At 72.2% G+C, this 17098-nt stretch carries 15 protein-coding genes; 4 read left to right on the top strand and 11 right to left on the bottom strand.

Going from position 1 to position 17098, the window contains the following annotated elements:
• Positions 1 to 440 precede the first annotated feature (440 nt).
• The 6 genes from KV106_RS39195 to KV106_RS39170 form a co-directional block, all read right to left on the bottom strand.
• Positions 441 to 1787, bottom strand: coding sequence for an amidase (locus KV106_RS39195; RefSeq protein WP_261217796.1), 1347 nt, complete (start codon positions 1785 to 1787; stop codon positions 441 to 443).
• 14 nt (positions 1788 to 1801) lie between these two features.
• On the bottom strand, positions 1802 to 2524 hold the full coding sequence (locus tag KV106_RS39190; RefSeq protein ID WP_208511290.1) for a DUF2848 domain-containing protein: 723 nt from the start codon (positions 2522 to 2524) through the stop codon (positions 1802 to 1804).
• A gap of 4 nt (positions 2525 to 2528) precedes the next feature.
• Positions 2529 to 3845: an MFS transporter gene (locus KV106_RS39185; RefSeq protein WP_093348525.1), complete on the bottom strand. Its 1317-nt coding sequence runs from the start codon at positions 3843 to 3845 to the stop codon at positions 2529 to 2531.
• A gap of 41 nt (positions 3846 to 3886) precedes the next feature.
• Positions 3887 to 4570 carry a DUF4286 family protein gene (locus tag KV106_RS39180; RefSeq protein WP_261217787.1) on the bottom strand — a complete coding sequence of 228 codons (684 nt, stop codon included), beginning with the start codon at positions 4568 to 4570 and terminating at the stop codon, positions 3887 to 3889.
• A gap of 144 nt (positions 4571 to 4714) precedes the next feature.
• Complete coding sequence (locus KV106_RS39175) at positions 4715 to 5632, bottom strand: LysR family transcriptional regulator (protein ID WP_261217785.1); 918 nt, start codon at positions 5630 to 5632, stop codon at positions 4715 to 4717.
• Between the two features lie 65 nt (positions 5633 to 5697).
• Positions 5698 to 6816 (bottom strand): serine hydrolase domain-containing protein, encoded by a 1119-nt coding sequence (locus KV106_RS39170; protein ID WP_261217783.1) that lies wholly within the window; start codon positions 6814 to 6816, stop codon positions 5698 to 5700.
• 212 nt (positions 6817 to 7028) lie between these two features.
• Between KV106_RS39170 and KV106_RS39165 the strand changes: the two genes are divergently transcribed.
• The 3 genes from KV106_RS39165 to KV106_RS39155 all read left to right on the top strand — a co-directional run bounded on the left by KV106_RS39165 (position 7029) and on the right by KV106_RS39155 (position 11047).
• Positions 7029 to 7541, top strand: coding sequence for a sigma-70 family RNA polymerase sigma factor (locus tag KV106_RS39165; protein ID WP_057596386.1), 513 nt, complete (start codon positions 7029 to 7031; stop codon positions 7539 to 7541).
• The gene (locus KV106_RS39160; RefSeq protein WP_261217775.1) at positions 7538 to 8512 is read left to right on the top strand and encodes a FecR domain-containing protein; all 975 of its coding nucleotides are present in this window, start codon (positions 7538 to 7540) and stop codon (positions 8510 to 8512) included. The genes KV106_RS39165 and KV106_RS39160 overlap by 4 nt, the downstream gene beginning before the upstream one ends.
• A gap of 111 nt (positions 8513 to 8623) precedes the next feature.
• A complete protein-coding gene (locus KV106_RS39155) occupies positions 8624 to 11047 on the top strand; it encodes a TonB-dependent siderophore receptor (RefSeq protein ID WP_261217766.1) in 2424 nt (807 codons plus the stop codon).
• 12 nt (positions 11048 to 11059) lie between these two features.
• Here the strand turns inward: KV106_RS39155 and KV106_RS39150 are convergent, their stop codons facing one another.
• Genes KV106_RS39150 through KV106_RS39130 form a run of 5 tightly spaced genes read right to left on the bottom strand, consistent with a single transcriptional unit; the run spans position 11060 to position 15985 of the window.
• The gene (locus KV106_RS39150) at positions 11060 to 11842 is read right to left on the bottom strand and encodes a citryl-CoA lyase (RefSeq protein WP_261217764.1); all 783 of its coding nucleotides are present in this window, start codon (positions 11840 to 11842) and stop codon (positions 11060 to 11062) included.
• 10 nt (positions 11843 to 11852) lie between these two features.
• On the bottom strand, positions 11853 to 12587 hold the full coding sequence (locus KV106_RS39145) for an SDR family oxidoreductase (protein WP_261217763.1): 735 nt from the start codon (positions 12585 to 12587) through the stop codon (positions 11853 to 11855).
• Positions 12584 to 14140, bottom strand: coding sequence for a class I adenylate-forming enzyme family protein (locus KV106_RS39140; protein WP_261217762.1), 1557 nt, complete (start codon positions 14138 to 14140; stop codon positions 12584 to 12586). Before KV106_RS39140 ends, KV106_RS39145 begins: the two co-directional genes overlap by 4 nt.
• A gap of 4 nt (positions 14141 to 14144) precedes the next feature.
• Entirely contained in the window at positions 14145 to 15122 is a 978-nt protein-coding gene (locus tag KV106_RS39135) for a tripartite tricarboxylate transporter substrate binding protein (protein WP_261217760.1), read from the bottom strand.
• 41 nt (positions 15123 to 15163) lie between these two features.
• The gene (locus KV106_RS39130; RefSeq protein ID WP_261217759.1) at positions 15164 to 15985 is read right to left on the bottom strand and encodes an SDR family NAD(P)-dependent oxidoreductase; all 822 of its coding nucleotides are present in this window, start codon (positions 15983 to 15985) and stop codon (positions 15164 to 15166) included.
• 69 nt (positions 15986 to 16054) lie between these two features.
• Here KV106_RS39130 and KV106_RS39125 point away from each other — a divergent pair, with 69 nt between their 5' ends.
• Positions 16055 to 17083 carry a LacI family DNA-binding transcriptional regulator gene (locus KV106_RS39125; protein WP_261217758.1) on the top strand — a complete coding sequence of 343 codons (1029 nt, stop codon included), beginning with the start codon at positions 16055 to 16057 and terminating at the stop codon, positions 17081 to 17083.
• The last annotated feature ends 15 nt before the right edge of the window (positions 17084 to 17098 follow it).

The following is a 17098-nucleotide window of genomic DNA, read 5'->3' as shown; positions in this document are numbered from 1 at the left end:
CGTTTCGCGGGGTCTCGCAGAACTCGCTTCGCTCAAACAGCTGCGAGCCCTGATCCGCGAAACGCTGCGCTCCTCGGCGCAGCCAGAGGGGGTGGGTCGGGCCGTCGCTTCGCTCGGCCTCGGTGAAAGGTCCAGGGCCTACGCATGCGCACTCACCACACAAGGACGCGCCACGGCGCGTTGATCCTGATCCCCTCTGGCTGTGCCGAGGAGCGCAGGAGAAAGCGGGATAAGGGCCGCAGCTGTCTGAGCGCAACGAAGTGGAGCGAGTTCTGCGGACCCCCGCTTTCTCCGAGCACCGCAGGTTGCCCGTAGCGAAGCGAAGGGACACAGACAGCGGGGTCGCCTTCTCTTTGGTTACTTTCTCTTGGCGAGACAAGAGAAAGTGACTCGCCCGCCGGGGCGAGACCCGGCCAACAGCCTAAACAAGAAGAACAACCTCACCCCACCCGCAGCACGTCCTCGACAGCCAAAGCAACCCCAGCCAACCGCGAGTCATCCCCATTCACCGAAGACAACATCAATCCAACAGGCAGTTCCCCAGCCGAATGACAAGGCAAGCTGAACGAACACCCATCCATCAAATTGATCGCAAACGTATTCCGCAACAACAGTCCGTTAGCCTGGAAAAACGCCGAATCCTCAGCCAACGAATCAATGGCAGGCGCCACGATAGGCACCGTAGGACACAGCAACGCATCGAACCCCTCGAGCCGCCCTTCGACCCGCGAGATCCACTCCCGCCGCCGATCCAGCAGCGCGATGTAATCAGCCGCCCGCACCTCGGTCCCCAGAGCAATCCGCGCCGCAACCCGAGAGTCGAAAGCCTCGCGCTTAGAAGCAAACCGTTCCCGATGCACAGCCGAAGCCTCGATAGGCGACAACCCCCCCGGCGCATTGACCGTCCCGATCTCCGCCAGTTCGCTCAAGGGAATTTCGACGATCTGCGCCCCCGCCTTCGACAGCGCCTGAACAGCCCGCTCGAAAGCCCGCGCCACACCAGGCTCGATCGCATCGAACATCAGCGTCTTCGGCACCGCAAGCCGCAACCCCTGCGCCGGCCGGCGCCGCACCACGAGCGGCGCGTCGGCGATCGCGGCGTCGGCGACCAGGCAGTCCTCCACGCTGCGCGCCATCGCGCACACCGTGTCGAGCGAACGCGCGAGTTCGAAGGCGCCGGTGCGCGGCACGCGCGACTGTGTGCTCTTGAAGCCGACGATGCCGCACAGCGCGGCCGGAATGCGGATCGAGCCGCCGGTGTCCGAGCCCAGCCCCGCGACCGCGAGGCCCAGCGCCACCGACACCGCGGCGCCCGACGAGGAGCCGCCGGGAATGCGCGCGACCTCGGCGTCGGCCGGGTTGCGCGGCGTGCCGTAGTGCGGGTTGATGCCCACGCCCGAGAACGCGAACTCGGTCATGTTGGTACGGCCCATGATGGCCGCGCCCTGCGCGCGCAGCCGCGTCACCACGGTCGCGTCGCGCGCGGCCGGAGGCTCGCCCCGGCAGGCGATGGAGCCGGCCAGGGTGGTCTCGCCGGCCACGTCGTAGAGGTCCTTGATCGAGACCGGCAGGCCGGCGAGCGGCGCGGTCTGCACGCCGGCCTTGTGGACGGCATCGGCATGGCGCGCGGCGGCCAGGGCGGCGTCGGCGTAGAGACGGGTGAAGACGTTCGCGGCCGCGGGCTGCGCGGCGCCGTCGAGCACCTGCTCGATCAGCGCCTCGTGCGTGAGTTCGCCGCGGGCGATGCGCGCGCGCAGCGCGCCGATGGTGGAGTCGTTCTGTGTCATGAAAGAGTTGGCGTTCAGGCGATCACGGGCAGGACGCGCACCGCATAGCGGTGGACGATGCGCCGCTGCAGGCGCGCGTCATGCAACTCGATTTCCATCTGCGCGGCGGGGCGGATGGCCTCGCCGCGCGCGTTGGGCAGCGCCGCCAGTGTGCCGCAGGTCATGAAAAGTCCCTCGGGCTCCTTGCCAAGACCCGGCAGGCCGTCGCGCAGCGCGGCCAGCGGGCGGATCGCGGCGAGGGTGCCGCGCTGGTAGTCGACCCAGCGGCCGTCCTCGAAGATGCGCGAGCGCAACTCGATGGCGTCCTGGTGCGCCTCCACGTCGCGCCAGCGCCAGGCCGAGGCGGCCAGCGGCTTGGCGCACATCTGCTTGGAGACGGCGACCGAATAGCTCTCGACCTGGCGGTCGGTGTGGTCCGAGGCCACGCCGAGCCACCACTCGCCCCGCGAGAAGAACAGCAGCGGTTCGGCCTCGCCCGAGCTCTGGTCGCCCAGGGCCTCGATCTCGGCGGACTGCGTGAGCAGCAGCGAGGCCATGCGGTAGTACAGCGGCACGCTCGAGGGACGCGGCACGCCGAGCGCGGCCAGCTCCTCGATGTGGTGCTCGATGGCGGCGCTGTCGCGGCCGGTCCAGCCGGCCACCACCAGCGCGCTGGGCGCGACGGCGTGCAGCGCGCTGCTGCGGGTGCCGTCCTCGGCGATGCTTTCGCACGCGATGTGCAGGGTGTTGCGGGTCATCGCTTCAGGCCTCCAGCGGTTCGTGCGCGGTCTCGCGCGCCACCAGCAGCGCGACCAGCGTGAGGCACAGCGCGCCGGTCACGTAGAGCGAGACCGCGAGCGTGCTGCCGTAGGACTTGAACAGGCTGGCGATGATCAGCGGCGCGAAGCCGCCGCCGAGGATGCCGGCCAGCGTGTAGGCCAGCGAGGAGCCCGCATAGCGCACGCGGTTCGGGAACTGCTCGGTGACGAAGGCGGCCTGCGGGCCGTACATCATGGCGTGGATCACGAGGCCGACCACCACGGCGGCGCAGATCGCGAGCGGCTTGGCGCTGTCCATCAGCACGAAGAACACGAAGGCCCAGACGATGCCGCAGAGCGCGCCGATGATGTAGACGGGACGGCGGCCGATGCGGTCCGACAGGCTGCCGAACCAGGGCACCGAGATCGCGTTGCAGGCCGCGCCGATCATGGTCGCGGTCAGCGCCAGCGGGCGCGACAGGTGCAGCACGGTGGTCACGTAGGTGAGGGTGAACACCACCACCAGCGCATAGAGCACGTCGGAGCCGATGCGCGAGCCGCCGGCCACCAGCAGGCGGCGCCAGTGCTGGCCCAGCACTTCCTTGATCGGGGTCTTGGCGGTCTCCTGCTTCTGCTCCATCTCGCGGAACACCGGCGTTTCCTCCACGCCGCGGCGCAGCCACAGGCCGAACAGCACCAGCGCCACGCTCGAGACGAAGGGGATGCGCCAGCCCCAGGACTGGAAGTCCTCGGGGCTGAGCCAGGCCGAGACGGCGGCGATGAAGCCGGTGCCGATCAGCGTGCCGGCCGAGGGGCCGACCTGCGTGAACGAGGCGTTGCGGCCGCGCTCGTTCGGCTTGCCGTGCTCCATCGACAGCAGCACCGCGCCGGCCCATTCGCCGCCGAGCGCCACGCCCTGCACGAAGCGCAGCGCGACCAGCGCCACCGGCGCCCAGATGCCCCAGCTCGCGTAGGTCGGCAGCAGGCCCATGAGGCCGGTCGACACGCCCATGATCACCAGCGTGGCGACCAGCACGAAGCGCCGGCCGAGTCGGTCGCCGAGGTGGCCGAAGACGACGCCGCCGAGCGGGCGCGAGATGTAGCCGACCGCGTAGGTCGAGAAGGCGAGGATGGTGCCGGTCAGCGGATCGAAGGAGGGGAAGAAGATCGCGTTGAAGACCAGCGCCGCCATGATGTTGTAGACGGTGAAGTCGTACCACTCGAGCGTGGTGCCGATGGAGCTGGCCATCGCGAGGCGGCCCATCTTGGCGGGCTTGGCGCCGTGCGCGGCGGACGCGGCCGGGAGAGCGTGTTCGGTCATGAGGATCCTGGAACGAGGAAGAAGGTGAAGGAGGCGGTCGGTCAGGCCAGCTCGCCGGCGTGCAGCTTCCAGCCGAGCGCGAGCAGCCAGCCGCTCGCGGGATCGGCATCGAGCGCGGCGGCGGCCGTGGCGCGCGCGGCGCGCGCCGCGTCGGCGCCGCTGGTCTCGACCACCAGCATCGGCTGCAGCACGCGGCCTTCGCTGCTCTCGCGCGGCAGCGGCGTGCTCAGGGCGACGTCGGGCTGCAGCAGGAAGGACTGGACGAAGCCCGGCTGCCCGGCGAGGCGGCGGCCGGCCTCGACGGCGCGTTCGGCGAGCGCCGCTGCATCGGTGGCCACCTCGAGCGGCAGCACCGCGATATGGCTGCCGCTGCCGAAGCCGGTGACGGCGCGCACCGCGCAGACGCGGCGGATCGGATCGCGCATGCGGTCGAGGTTGGCGATCGACCACGGCGTCTGGCGCTCGAAGGCGGCGCGGTAGCCGGTCGAGCGGAACACCTCGAGCGAGGCGGTGCGGTACAGGCCGAGGTAGCGGCGGCCGCCTTCGAGCGAGAAGTAGCGCGCGCCGGAAAGGAAGCCGGGAATGCGCACGCGTTCCTCGACGTGCTCGCGGTCGTACCAGCGGTTGAAGTCGGCCTCGTCGGCCGCGGGATCGACGTCGCAGGCGACGAAGAGCAGGCCGTTCTCGGCGGCGGAAGGATCGGAAGCGGTGGCGGTGGAAGTCATGGCGGCGGAAGCGGGAGCGGGCCTTCGAAAAAAGAAGGCGCGATCTTCCGTCGCGGGGTCAGGCTGTCACAAACGAGTTTTTCTGGGCGACAGCCACAAGAATTACTGGCCCCTCGCTGGGGCGCAAATGCGCTGTTTCGAGGGTTAACCCTCTATGGTTCCGCTCCAGATTGGTGCGACCGCCGCGGCCGTGAACTGGTCGGAGGCCCGGCAGGCCAGTTCGGCCACGAGCCGGATGGCATCGGAGTCGGCGGCCTCGAGATGGCTCACCACCAGCCGCTGCGGCGAGATCAGCGCATCGCATTCGATGATGCGCACGTCGCCGGCCGCCACGTACTCGTAGACCGGCGGCAGCGGCACCAGCGCATTGCCGAAGCCGGCCTTCACCAGCCGCGCGAGCGCCGAGATCGAGCTCACGCAATGCACCTTGCCCAGCGGGATGCCCACCGCGCGGTAGAGGTTCTTGAGCGCCTCGTGCGGCTGCGAGCCCGGGCTCATGGTCAGCACCGGCTGGCGCAGCAGCTGCTCCACCGTCTGCGTGCCCTCGGCGCTCATCTGCCCGACCCAGCCCATGGGCATTGGCAGGCAGGGCGTGCTCACGATGCCCGCGCCCGCGATGTGGTCGGTCTGCAGCGCGATGTCGAGCGCGCCCTCGCGCAGGCCGCGGTGCAGCGCCAGCGTGGTCTCGGAGGTGAGCTGCACCTCGATGCCCGGATAGGTGGAGCGCAGGTTGGTGAGAAAGCCCAGCAGCCAGGTGTGGACCACGGTCTCGATCGCGCCGATGCGCACCAGGCCCAGCAGGTCCTCGCGCGGGCGGCCCAGCGAGACGATCTCGCGGCGCAGCTCGAGCAGCCGCTCGCCGTAGTCCATCAGGCGCACGCCGACGGGCGTGAGCCGCAGCTCGCGCGCGTCGCGTTCGAACAGGCGCGCGCCGATGTCTTCCTCGAGCGAGGCGACGCGGTTCGACACGGCCGCCTGCGTGATGTGCAGCCGGTCGCTCGCGGCCCGGAAGCTGCCCAGCCGCGCGGCCCAGAGAAAGGCTTCGACGAATCGTGTGTTCATGCAGGTGTGTCCGCGGGGATTGTGCCGGCAATCGCGCGGCGGCCACCCCGGGACGGCCCGCATGGCTACTTCGCGGCGAGGGGGAGGGTGAGCGCGTCCAGCACCGGCACCACCGCGGCCGCGTCGTTGCTCGCGAGCAGCACCAGCGCCCCGTTCGTGGCCGGCGAGAACGCGAGCAGCGCGCGGTAGCCGCCGGTCTGGCCGGTGTGGAAGTAGATGCGCCGCTGCGCGCCGCCCGCGGCCGGATCGCGCATGCGCAGCGCATAGCCGACGTCGTACTCGCCCTGCGCCGACAGCGGCTCGCGCAGCCGCTCGGCCGCGGCGCCCAGCGGTCCTGCGCGGCCGGCCATCAATGCGCGTGCGAACAGGAGCAGGTCGGGCACGGTGCTGCGCAACGCGCCGGCCGCGGCCAGCGCGCCGAATTCCCAGGGCGCGCGCGCCGCATCGCCGGCGTAGCCCTGGGGCAGCCGCTTCGCGCGCGCCGCGTCGAGGTGCTGCACCGTGTCCTTCATGCCCAGCGGCACGGCGATGCGCTCGCGCACCAGTTGGTCCCAGGGCTGGCCATAGCGGTCCGACAGCAGCATCCCGACCAGCGCGATGCCCAGGCTGCCGTAGCGCGGCGCGCAGGGCGGCGTTTGCGCGAGCTCGAGCGAGGAGAGCGCCACCATCAGGTGCGCGCGCGTGGGTCTGGCGAAGGGATTGGAGTCGGGCCCGGGCGGGCGCGCCGGCAGCGCGGGCAGGTTCGGCAGGCAGGCCGTGTGGGTGATGAGCTGGCGCAGCGTGATCGCGGCGACGGGCGGCGGCAGCGTGGCCTTGTCGGCGAGCAGCCGGCCCAGCGTGTCGTCGAGCGAGAAGTCGCCGCGCTCCACGGCCTGCGCGAGCAGCAGGCCGGTGAAGACCTTGCTGATCGAGCCGATCTCGAACACCGGTTGCGCCTCGCCGGGCGCCATCGCCCTGACGGTGCCGGCGTGCCGGGGCGCATTGCGCAGGATGGCGAGGTGCGCCATGCCCTCGCGCCAGGTGCCGGCGACGACGGTGCCGGGGCGCTGGCCCAGCACCTCGGCGGCCAGCCGCGCGGGCGGGGTGTCGAAGCCCGTCGCGGGCTGGGCGTGGGCGGCGGCGAAGGCGAACGAGGAGAGCACGAGCGCGGCGAGGCGCGCGCGCGGGAGCGGATGGCGAAGCATGGCGATGAGGGCTCGGTGTGGCGGAGGGCCGCGCATCTTCGGGCGGCGGCCCGTCGCGCCGCAACGCGTCCGCGGCCGGGCTTCGTCACCCGCGTAACGGCCGTAACCGGCGGGGCGCCGCGTGGCCTCATGCATAATTAAATGAGAAACGTTCTTATTAACTTGCAAGCCGGCGCGATCGAGCCATCCGCCCGGCCCGTGCCCGAATCGCCATGTCCGCCCCTGCCACCACCGCCGAATCCGCCGGCGACGTCGCGAGCCTCTATGCCGAGCACCACGGATGGTTGCGGCACTGGTTGCGCGCGCGGCTGGGCAATGCCTGCGACGCGGCCGACCTCGCCAACGACACCTTCGTCCGCATCCTCGCCAACCGGCGCCGCCAGCACTGGGGCGAGGAGCCGCGCGCGCTGCTCACCCATATCGCCAAGGGCCTGGTGATCGACCACTGGCGGCGTGCCGAGGTCGAGCGCGCCTACCTCGAGGCGCTGGCCCACCGGCCCGAGGCCGAGGCGCCGTCGCCCGAGACGCGGCTGCTGGTGCTGCAGACGCTGCAGCGCGTCGATGCGCTGCTGCGCGCCATGCCGGCGCGCACGCGCGAGATCTTCCTGCTGGCGCAACTCGATGGCCTCGGCTACGCGGCGATTGCCGCGCAGTTGCGGACCTCGGAGGTCACCGTCAAGCGCCACATGCGCAAGGCCTTCGTCGCCTGCCTGGCGGCCGCATGAACCGCGTGGGCGTTTCGCAGGAACCGGGTGCGGCGCTGCTCGGCGAGGCCGCCGACTGGATGGTGCGCCTCGGCGGCGGCCCGGCCGATCCGCGCGAGCACGAGGCCTTCGCGCGCTGGGGCCGGCAGAGCGCCGCCCATGCCGAGGCCTGGCGCCGCGCGACCTCGGTGCAGTCCCTGTTCGCGCAGGTGCCCGAGGGCGTGGGCGGCGACGCGCTGCGCCGCGTGCGCCCGCGTGGCCGGCGCCAGGCGCTGCAGCTGCTGGCCACCGTGGCGCTCGCCGCGCCGCCGGCCTGGTGGCTGTGGCGCGAGCAGCCGTGGCAGGACTGGGCCGCCGACCTGCGCACCGCCACCGGCGAGCAGCGCCGGCTCACGCTGGCTGACGGCACGACGGTGGTGCTCAACACCGCCACCGCGCTCGACGTGCGCTTCGATGCCGACTGGCGCAGGCTCTGGCTGCATGCGGGCGAGATCCTGCTGACCACCGGCCACGACGCCTTGCCGGCCTCGCTGGCGCGGCCTTTCGTGGTGCAGGCGCCGCAGGGCACGGCGCGCGCGCTCGGCACGCGCTTCACCGTGCGCCGCGAGGCCGACAGCCTGCGCGTGGCGGTCTACGAAGGCGCGGTCGAGCTGCGTTCGGCCGCCACCGGGCAGACGCGGATCGTGCCCGCGGGCATGCAGGGCGCGATCGGCCCCGCGGGGCTCGGCGCCGAGGCGCCGGCCGACCCGGCGGCGCTGATGTGGGAGCACGGCATGGTCGTGGCCAAGGACATGCGCCTCGACGCGCTGGTGGCCGAGCTCTCGCGCTACCGCGGTGGCGTGCTGCGCTGCGATCCCGCGGTCGGCGCGCTGCGCGTGTCGGGCGCCTTCCCGCTGCGCGACACCGATGCCAGCCTTGCGCTGCTGGCCAAGACGCTGCCGGTGCGCATCGGCGGCATCACGCGCTACTGGACCGTGGTCGAGGCGCGCTGAAAAAAAGCTGATCCCTTTTTCGCGCTCGCGCGGTGTACCGGGAGAAGGGCCTCGAGACCGAGGCCCGCCCTTTCGTCCACCGCCTGCATGCAGCACCAAGAAGGAAGCATCTTGTCCGTCCGCCGTCCCTCCGCGCCCCCTCCACTCGCCCGCACCGCGCGCGCCCTGTGCCTGGGGCTTGCCTTCGCCGCCCTCGGCCCGGCCGCCGGCGCCCTCGCGGCCGAGCCCGCGCCGCCCGAGGCGCGCGCCGACTACGACATTCCCGCCGGCCCGCTGAGCCATGTGCTGGCCCAGTTCGCGGCCCAGGCCGGCGTGCCGCTGTCCTTCGACCCGGCCACGCTGGACGGCCTGCGCAGCCCCGGCCTGCGCGGGCGCTTCGGCATGCGCGAGGGCTTCGCGCGGCTGCTCGCGGGCAGCGGCCACGCGCTGGTCGACAAGGGCAGCCGCAGCTATTCGCTCGGGCGCGTGGCCGCGCCGGCGGCGGTGACGCCGCCGCTGTCCCCGGCGGGCGCCGCGCAGTTGCCCGAGGTGCGCGTGAACGCCGACCCGGCGCCGCCCACGCTGGCCGACGACACCGGCTTCGTCGCCCGCCGAAGCGCCATGGGCACCAAGACCGACACCGCGCTGGTCGAGACGCCGCAGGCGATCTCGGTGATCAGCCGCCAGGAGATGGATGCGCGCGGCGTGCAGACCGTGACCGAGGCGCTGCGCTACGTGCCCGGCGTGGCGATCGAGACCTACGGCCCCGACTCCAAGGGCTACGACTGGCTGATGATCCGCGGCTTCAACGGCCAGGCCACCAGCGACTACCGCGACGGGCTGCGCCAGGCCAGCTACAGCTACGCGCTGTTCCGCACCGAGCCTTACGGCATGGAACGCATCGAGGTGCTGCGCGGCCCCTCGTCGGTGCTCTACGGCCAGGCCGAGGCCGGCGGGCTGGTGAGCCGCACCAGCAAGCGGCCCACCGGCACGCGCCTGCGCGAGGTCGAGGCGGGCGCGGGCACGCACGAGGTGAAGCAGGGCGCCTTCGACATCGGCGACGTGGCCGGCGAGGACGGCCGCGTGGCCTGGCGCCTGACCGGCTTCGCGCGCGACGGCAACAACGTGTTCGACGACCGCAACGACCGCGCCTACCTCGCGGGCGCGGTGCGCTGGAAGCTCTCGGGCGACACCGAGATCACCTTCCTGGCCGACTACCTGCGCGACCGCAGCACGCTCGCGAACAACTGGTCGTGGACCTGGCCCGGCCCGGTGCCCACGCACATCTCGTACTCCGAGCGCGGCTTCGACCGCTTCCACCAGAACCAGGGCTCGGTCGGCTGGGAGCTCGAGCACCGCATCGGCGAGCAGTGGCGCCTGCGCCAGAACGCGCGCGTGGGCGATGTCGACGTGCCGGTGTTCAACAAGACCATGCTCAACGGCCTGCGAGCCGATGGCCGCACGCTCAACCGCTATGCGTTCCGGCGCGAGGAGAACCTGCGCCAGGTCGCGATCGACAACCAGCTCGCGGGCCGCGTCGCGCTCGGCGACACGGTGCACGAGTTGCTGCTGGGGCTGGACCTGTCGCGCGTGAAGGCTCATGCGCAGCGCTGGATCGGCGCCGAGCCCACGCTCGACCTGCTGGCGCCGGTCTACGGCCAGGCCTTCGCGCTGCCGGCCACGGCCCAGCTCGACAGCCGCGTCGCGCAGTACCAGAGCGGCATCTACCTGCAGGACCAGGTCCGCTTCGGCGAGCGCTGGCTCGCCACGCTCGGCGGCCGCTGGGACCGCGCGCGCACCACCACCGACAACCGGCTCAACGGCCAGCGCCAGGCGCAGCGCGACCAGGCCTTCTCGGGCCGCGCCGCGCTCAGCTACGGCTTCGCCAGCGGCCTGGTGCCGTACGCGAGCTATGCCACCTCGTTCCTGCCGCTGATCGGCACCAACACCGCCACCGGCGCGGCCTTCGAGCCGACGCGCGGCAAGCAGTTCGAGTTCGGCCTCAAGTACCAGCCGCCGGGCAGCGACAGCCTCTACACGGCCGCGCTGTTCGACCTGCGCAAGACCAACGCCGCCACCACCGACGGCCTGACCGGCTTCACGCGCCAGGTCGGCGAGACGCGTTCGCGCGGCCTCGAGCTCGAGGCCAAGACCAGCCCGGCGCGGCGCTGGAACCTGGTCTTCAACTACACCTACAACGACGTCGAGGTCACGCGCAGCGACGTGAAGAGCGAGCTGGGCCGCCGCCCCGCGCTGGTGCCGCGTCACATCGCCTCGGTCTGGAGCGACTACCGCTTCGACGGCGCGCTCGCGGGCTTCGGCGTGGGCGCCGGGCTGCGCTACGTCGGCAAGACCTACGGCGACGCGGCCAACCAGATCGCGGTGGGCGGACGCACGCTGCTCGACCTCGCGCTGTACTACGAGCTGCCGCACTGGCGCTTCGCGCTCAACGTGAGCAACGCGCTCGACAAGCGCTACCTCTCGACCTGCGCGAGCAGCGCCTGCTATTGGGGCGCCGAGCGCAGCGCGCTGCTGAGCGCCAGGTACAGCTTCTGAGCCCGCGGCGGTTCAGCCGCGCGCGGGCAGCACGTTGCGCGGGTCCTGCCGCAGCACCAGGTCCCAGAGCTGTTGCCCGGTCGGCGCGCGCGACTCCTCGCAGACATGCGCGACCAGCCCGGCCGCGCGTCCGACCAGCGCGAGGCCGCGGCCCAGCAGCGGGTCGAGGCCCATGTCGGCGAGCACCGCGCCGTTGGCACCGGCCGCGTTGAGCGGCAGGTGGCGGCCGTGGTCCTCGCGCAGCACCTCGACCAGCGCGAGCGCGAGGCGCCAGTGGCGCCCGAAGTAGCCGTTGGCCTTCGACACGGCCAGGAGCGTCGGCACGCGCGGATCGCCGTCGACATGGATCGGATGCCCGATGCCCGGGATGCTGCGCCTGGCCTGTCGGCGCTCGTGCACCAGCGTGGCCGCGCGTTCGCGCACTTCGGCATCGCTCGCGTCGTCGGCGAGACCCTCGGCGGCCGCGAGCAGCATCTCGCTCACGTTCTGCACCGTGCCGAGGAAGTTCGAGCCCGCGCCCAGCAGGCCCGCGGCCACCGCGCCCTGCAGCGACTCGGGCGCGCCGAGCCAGGTCATGCGCGTGGCGATCGCGCTCGGCGTGAGGCCGTGGTCGGCCGCGGTCACCAGCAGCATGTTGACCATGGCCTTCTCGCGCGGCTCGGGCAGCCGCGCCATCGCGAGCAGCCACAGCATCTCGACGAAGTCGAGCTTGCCGATGATCTCGGTGGCGAGGTTCATGCCGCGCACGTGGATCGCATCGGGGGTGGTGTAGCCGATCTCGGTCCTGATCGTCATCGCCGGCCCCTCAACCCGCCAGGCCCACGGTGATGCCGCCGCAGACGTAGAGTACCTGGCCCGTCATGAACGAGGCCATCGGGTGCATGAAGGCATCGACCGCGTGCGCCACCTCGGCGGGCTCGCCGAAGCGCTGCACCGGAATGCCCTCGGCGATGCGCCGCGTGCGCGGGCTGTCGGCGGGATTCGCGGCCTTGAAGGCCTCGGTGGCGATCGGGCCCGGCGCCACCGCGTTGACCGTGATGCCCTGCGCCGCGAGCTCGAGCGCCCAGGTGCGCGTGAGCGCGTTGAGCGCGCCCTTGGCGGCCGAGTAGCCGCTGCGCAGCTCCTTGCCGAGCGCGGCCCGGCTCGTGATGTTGACGATGCGTCCGCCGCCGGCCGCGCGCATCGCGGGCAGCACGGCCTGCACGCACTGCAGCGCGGCGCGCGCGGTCACGCCGATCTGCAGGTCGAAGTCGTCGAGCGAGGTGCTCTCGAGCGGCGCCGGGCGGATCGCGGCCACGTTGTTCACCAGGCCGGTGAAACGATGGCGGCCGCAGGCTTCGGCGAGCGCGGCGGCGAGCGCCGCGCGGTCGGCCATGTCCACGCGCAGGTGGTCGCCGCTGCGCGCGTCGGGCGGCGGCTGGAGGTCGAGGCTGGTGACCTGCCAGCCGCTCTCGATGAGGCGGCGGCAGATCGCGAGGCCGATGCCCGAGGAGCCCCCGGTGACGAGGGCGTGGCGATCGGTGCTTGGCGTGGAATTCATGGCGTAGCGTGATGCGGTGAGGAGGTCTCGCTGCCGGCGCCCATGCGCCGCAGCACTTCGATGCGTGCATCCTTCTTCGAGGCCTTGCCGTTCGCGGTGCGCGGCAGCGCGTCGAAGAAGTGCACCGCCTTCGGCGTCTTGACGGGATCGAGCCGCTCGCGCACCCAGGCGACGAGCTCGGCGGCCTCGCAGGCCGCGCCCTCGCGCAACTGCACCGCGGCATGCACGGCTTCGCCCCACTTGTCGTCGTCGACGCCGATCACCACGCAGTCGTACACGGCCGGATGGCGGCCCAGCACGTTCTCCACGTCGGTCGGGTAGACGTTGAAGCCGCCGGTGATGATCAGGTCGCGGATGCGGTCCTTGAGGAACAGGAAGCCGCGCTCGTCGAGATAGCCGCCGTCGCCGGTGCGCAGCCAGCCGTCGTGGAAGGCCTCGGCGGTCTTCTCGGGCTGCTTCCAGTAGCCCGACATCACGAGGTCGCCGCGCACCACCACCTCGCCGCCCTGGCCCGGCGGCAGCAGCGCGCCGGACGCGTCCATGATCGCGACCTCGGTCATCAGCGCGGCGCGGCCCACCGACTCGAGGTTGAGCGGATCGAGCGCGTCCTCCACCGGCATGTAGGAGATGATGGCCGGCGCCTCGGTCTGGCCGTAGCCGGTCTCGACATGGCCGAACACCTGCTGCGCCTCCACGATCTTCGCGCTGCGCATCGGCGCCGCCGCATAGACGAAGTGGCGCAGCGCGCTCCAGTCGCGCCCGCGCGCCGTCGGGTCCTCGAGCAGGCTGTAGATCAGCGTGGGCGGCATGAACACCGCGGTCACGCGGTCGTGCTCGAGCTGGTCGAGCACCTCGCGCGGCTTCGTCGAGCGCGGCAGCAGCACCGTGCCGCCGCTGCCGAGCACCGGCAGCAGGAAGGTCGAGGTGCCGTGCGTGATCGAGGCCACCGCGAGGTAGCGCTCATCGGCGTCGAGCTTCATCGCCTGCATGATCGAGACGATGGTGGTGTTCCACGCGCGGTAGCTCTGCATCACGCCCTTGGGCGCGCCGGTGGTGCCGCCGGTGAACTTGATCGCCTGGATCTCGGCCAGGTCGTGGCGCACCGGCACGGGCCGGTGGCCCGCATGCGCGGCCAGCAGCGCCGAGAGTTCGCAACCGGTGAGCGCCGTGCCGAGCGCGCCCGGCCGGTAGACCACGCGCGGCGCGCCGGTGGCCTCGAGCTTGGGCGCCTGCTCGTGCTCGGCGATCACCAGCGCGGCCTCGGTGAAGTCGACGATGCGGCACAGCTCGTCGGCGCCGGCGCGCGGATTGAGCGGTACCCAGATGCGGCCCGCGAGCAGGGTCGCGAACAGCGACACCACGTGGGCGAGGTGGTTGCCCGCGCAGATCGCGATGCGCCCGCGCGGATCGGGCACCAGTGCCTGGAACGCGGCGGCCAGCGCCTCGGTGTGGGCCAGCAGCTCGGCGTAGCTCAGCGCGCCCTCGGGGCCCGAGAGCGCGATCTTGTCGGGATGGCGGCGCGCGGCGCGCAGCAGGAAATCGATCGGCCGCATCCGCTCACTCCGCCTTCGCGCCCGAGACGCGCACGATCTCGGCCCACTTGTCGTACTCCTTGCGCACGAACTGGTCGAAGGCCGGCTGCGGCATCGGCAGGATGTCGGCGCCGAGGTCGCGGTAGCGCGCCTTCACGCGCTCGCTGCGCAGCGCCTTGTCGACCTCGTCGTGCAGCCGCGCCACCACCGGCGCGGGCACGCCGGCCGGCACGAACAGGCCCGACCAGGCGGTGGACTCGTAGCCCGCGAGGCCGGCCTCGGCCATCGTCGGCACCTCGGGCAACAGCGGCGAGCGCTGCGCGCCGGTGACTGCCAGCGCGCGCAGCGAGCCCTTGGCGATGTGCGGCAGCGAGGTCGGCAGGTTGTCGAACATCAGGTCGATCTGGCCGCCGATCAGGTCGGTCAGCGCGGCCGCGCCGCCGCGGTAGGGCACGTGCAGGATGCTCACGTGCGCGAGGTGCTTGTAGAGCTCGCCCGACAGGTGGATGCTGCTGCCGTTGCCCGAGGAACCCATCGTGAGCTTGCCCGGCGAGCGCTTCGCGAGCGCCGTGAGCTCGGCCACCGTCCTGGCCGGCAGCGCGGGATTCACCACCAGCACGTTGGGCACCGAGCCCACCATCGCCACCGGCACGAAGGCCTTGCGCGTGTCGTAGGGCAGGTTGCCGTAGAGCGTGGGATTGATGGCGTGCGTGCCGACCGTGCCGAGCATCATCGTGTAGCCGTCGGCCGGCGCGTTGGCGACCTCGCGCGCGCCGATGTTGCCGCCGGCGCCGGGACGGTTGTCCACGATCACCGGCTGGCCCAGCGCCTGCGCGAGCTCGGTGCCCACGAGGCGCGCGAACAGGTCGGCCGCGCCACCGGGCGGGAAGGGCACGACCAGGCGCAGCGGCTTGGCGGGCCAGGCGGGGGTTTGCGCCATGGCGCCGGTGGCGAGGGCGGCCAGCGCGAGGGCGCCGGCGCCCAGGAGGGAACGTCGTTTCAAGGCTTGTCTCCGAAAAGCGGGAAGAAAAAGAGAGGAAGGGCTCAGGCCGATGCGCCGGGCGCGCGCGCGATGCCGTGGCGCAGGCCGCCGTCCACCGGCAGCTCGGCGGCATTGATGTAGGCGGCCTCGTCCGAGAGCAGGAAGCAGGCGGCGTTGGCGATGTCCCAGGCGCTGCCCTGGCGGCCGAAGGGCAGCGGCCCGCTCGCGCGGCCCGGGCGCGCGGCGCTGGCGGCGCGGCCCATGGGCGTGTCGATCAGGCCCGCGCGCACGATGTTGGCGCGGATGTCGCGCCCATGGCCCTCGAGCGCGACCGCGCGGCACAGCGCCGAGAGCGCGGCCTTCGAGCTCTCGTAGGCCGGGTTGCGGCCCGCGGGCATCAGCGCGGCCAGCGAGGAGACGAACACGATCGCGCCGCCGTGCTGCATGGCGGGCAGCGCCGCCTGCGCGCACAGCAGGTGGCCGCGCAGGTTCACGCCGAGGATCGCGTCCCAGCTCTCGGGCGTGACCTCGGCCAGCGGCCGACGGTCGCTGATGCCGGCGTTGAGCACCAGCGCGTCGAGCACGATGCCGCCTTCGGCCAGCGTGGCGAACAGCGCGCGCACCTGGGCCGGGTCGCCGATGTCGGCGGCCAGGGCCACATGCCGCGCACCGGGCGCCTGCGCCTCGAGCGCGGCCACCGTGTGTCGCGCGGCCTCGATATCGCGGTCGGCGCACACCACGCGCGCGCCGCGCCCTGCGAGCCGCACGCAGATCGCGCGGCCGTTGCCCACCAGTTGGGGATCGCCGCCGGCGGCCTGGCCGCCACCCACCACCAGCACCGTGCGGCCGGCAAAATCGCGCCTTGTTTCTGAGAACGTTTCCATATCGATTCCAAGGTTAAAGTGAGCGCCCAGGAGGCCGCAATCCATGGAACGTTTGCATAAGGGAAAACTATGAGCCGAACGCCCAGCCAGGCGGTCTCGCTGCGCGACGTGGCGCGCGCCGCCGAGACCTCGGTGGCCACCGTCTCGCGCGTGCTCAACCACAGCGGCTACGTCAGCGCCGAGGTGCGCAAGCGCGTCGAGAAGGCCGCGCAGGGCATCGGCTACGTGCCGAACTTCAGCGCGCGGCACCTGAAGACCGGGCGCAGCAAGGCGATCGGCTTCATGGTCTCGAACATGGCCAATCCCTTCCTCTCGGCCTTCTTCGCGGCGGTCGAGGCGCGGCTGCAGTCCGAGGGCTTCTCGGTGCTGGTCGGCAGCACCTTCGACCAGCCGCAGCGCGAGGCGCAGCTGCTGCACCTGTTCGAGAACCGCCGGCTCGAGGGCGTGTTCGTCTCGCCGAGCCGCGAAGACCTGCCCGCGGCGCAGGACGCTTTCGCGCGCTGCAAGCTGCCGCTGGTGGTGCTCGATCGCGAGACCGGCTTCGAGGCCGACGCGGTCTGCCAGGACCACCGCCAGGGCGTGGCCACGGCGGTCGACTACCTGGTCTCGCTGGGCCACCGGCGCATCGCGCTGTTCGGCCCCAATCCCGCGATCCGGCCCGGGCGCGAGAAGCTGCTCGGCTACCGCGACGGCCTGCGGCGCGCGGGCCTCGGCTACGACGAGGCGCTGGTGTGCATGCTGAGTTCGGCCATCGAATCCTCGGCCGCGCAGATGGACGCGATGCTCGCGCTCGCGGCACCGCCCACCGCGCTGATCGCGCTCGGCACGCGGCTGCTGTCGGGCGCGCTGCGCAGCGCGCGCGAGCGCGGCCTGCGCATCCCGGCGCAGCTGTCGGTGGTGGGCATCGGCACCGACGACGCCTTCGCGCTGATGGATCCGCCGCTGACCACCTTGCGCTTCGACATCGAGGGCGCCGCGCATGCCGCGGCCGAACTGATGCTGGAGCGGGTGGAAGGGCGCGCGCCCGAGGCGCGGCGCAGCGTGCACGTGCCGCTGGCGCTCACCATCGGCGCGTCATGCGCGGCGCCCGCGCGCTGAGGCGCGGCAGGGCGG

The sequence above is a fragment of the Variovorax endophyticus genome, assembly GCF_025376855.1.
Taxonomy (GTDB): domain Bacteria; phylum Pseudomonadota; class Gammaproteobacteria; order Burkholderiales; family Burkholderiaceae_C; genus Variovorax.
Note: the sequence above shows the minus strand (reverse complement) of the source record. Positions and strands in the feature narration are given on the sequence as shown.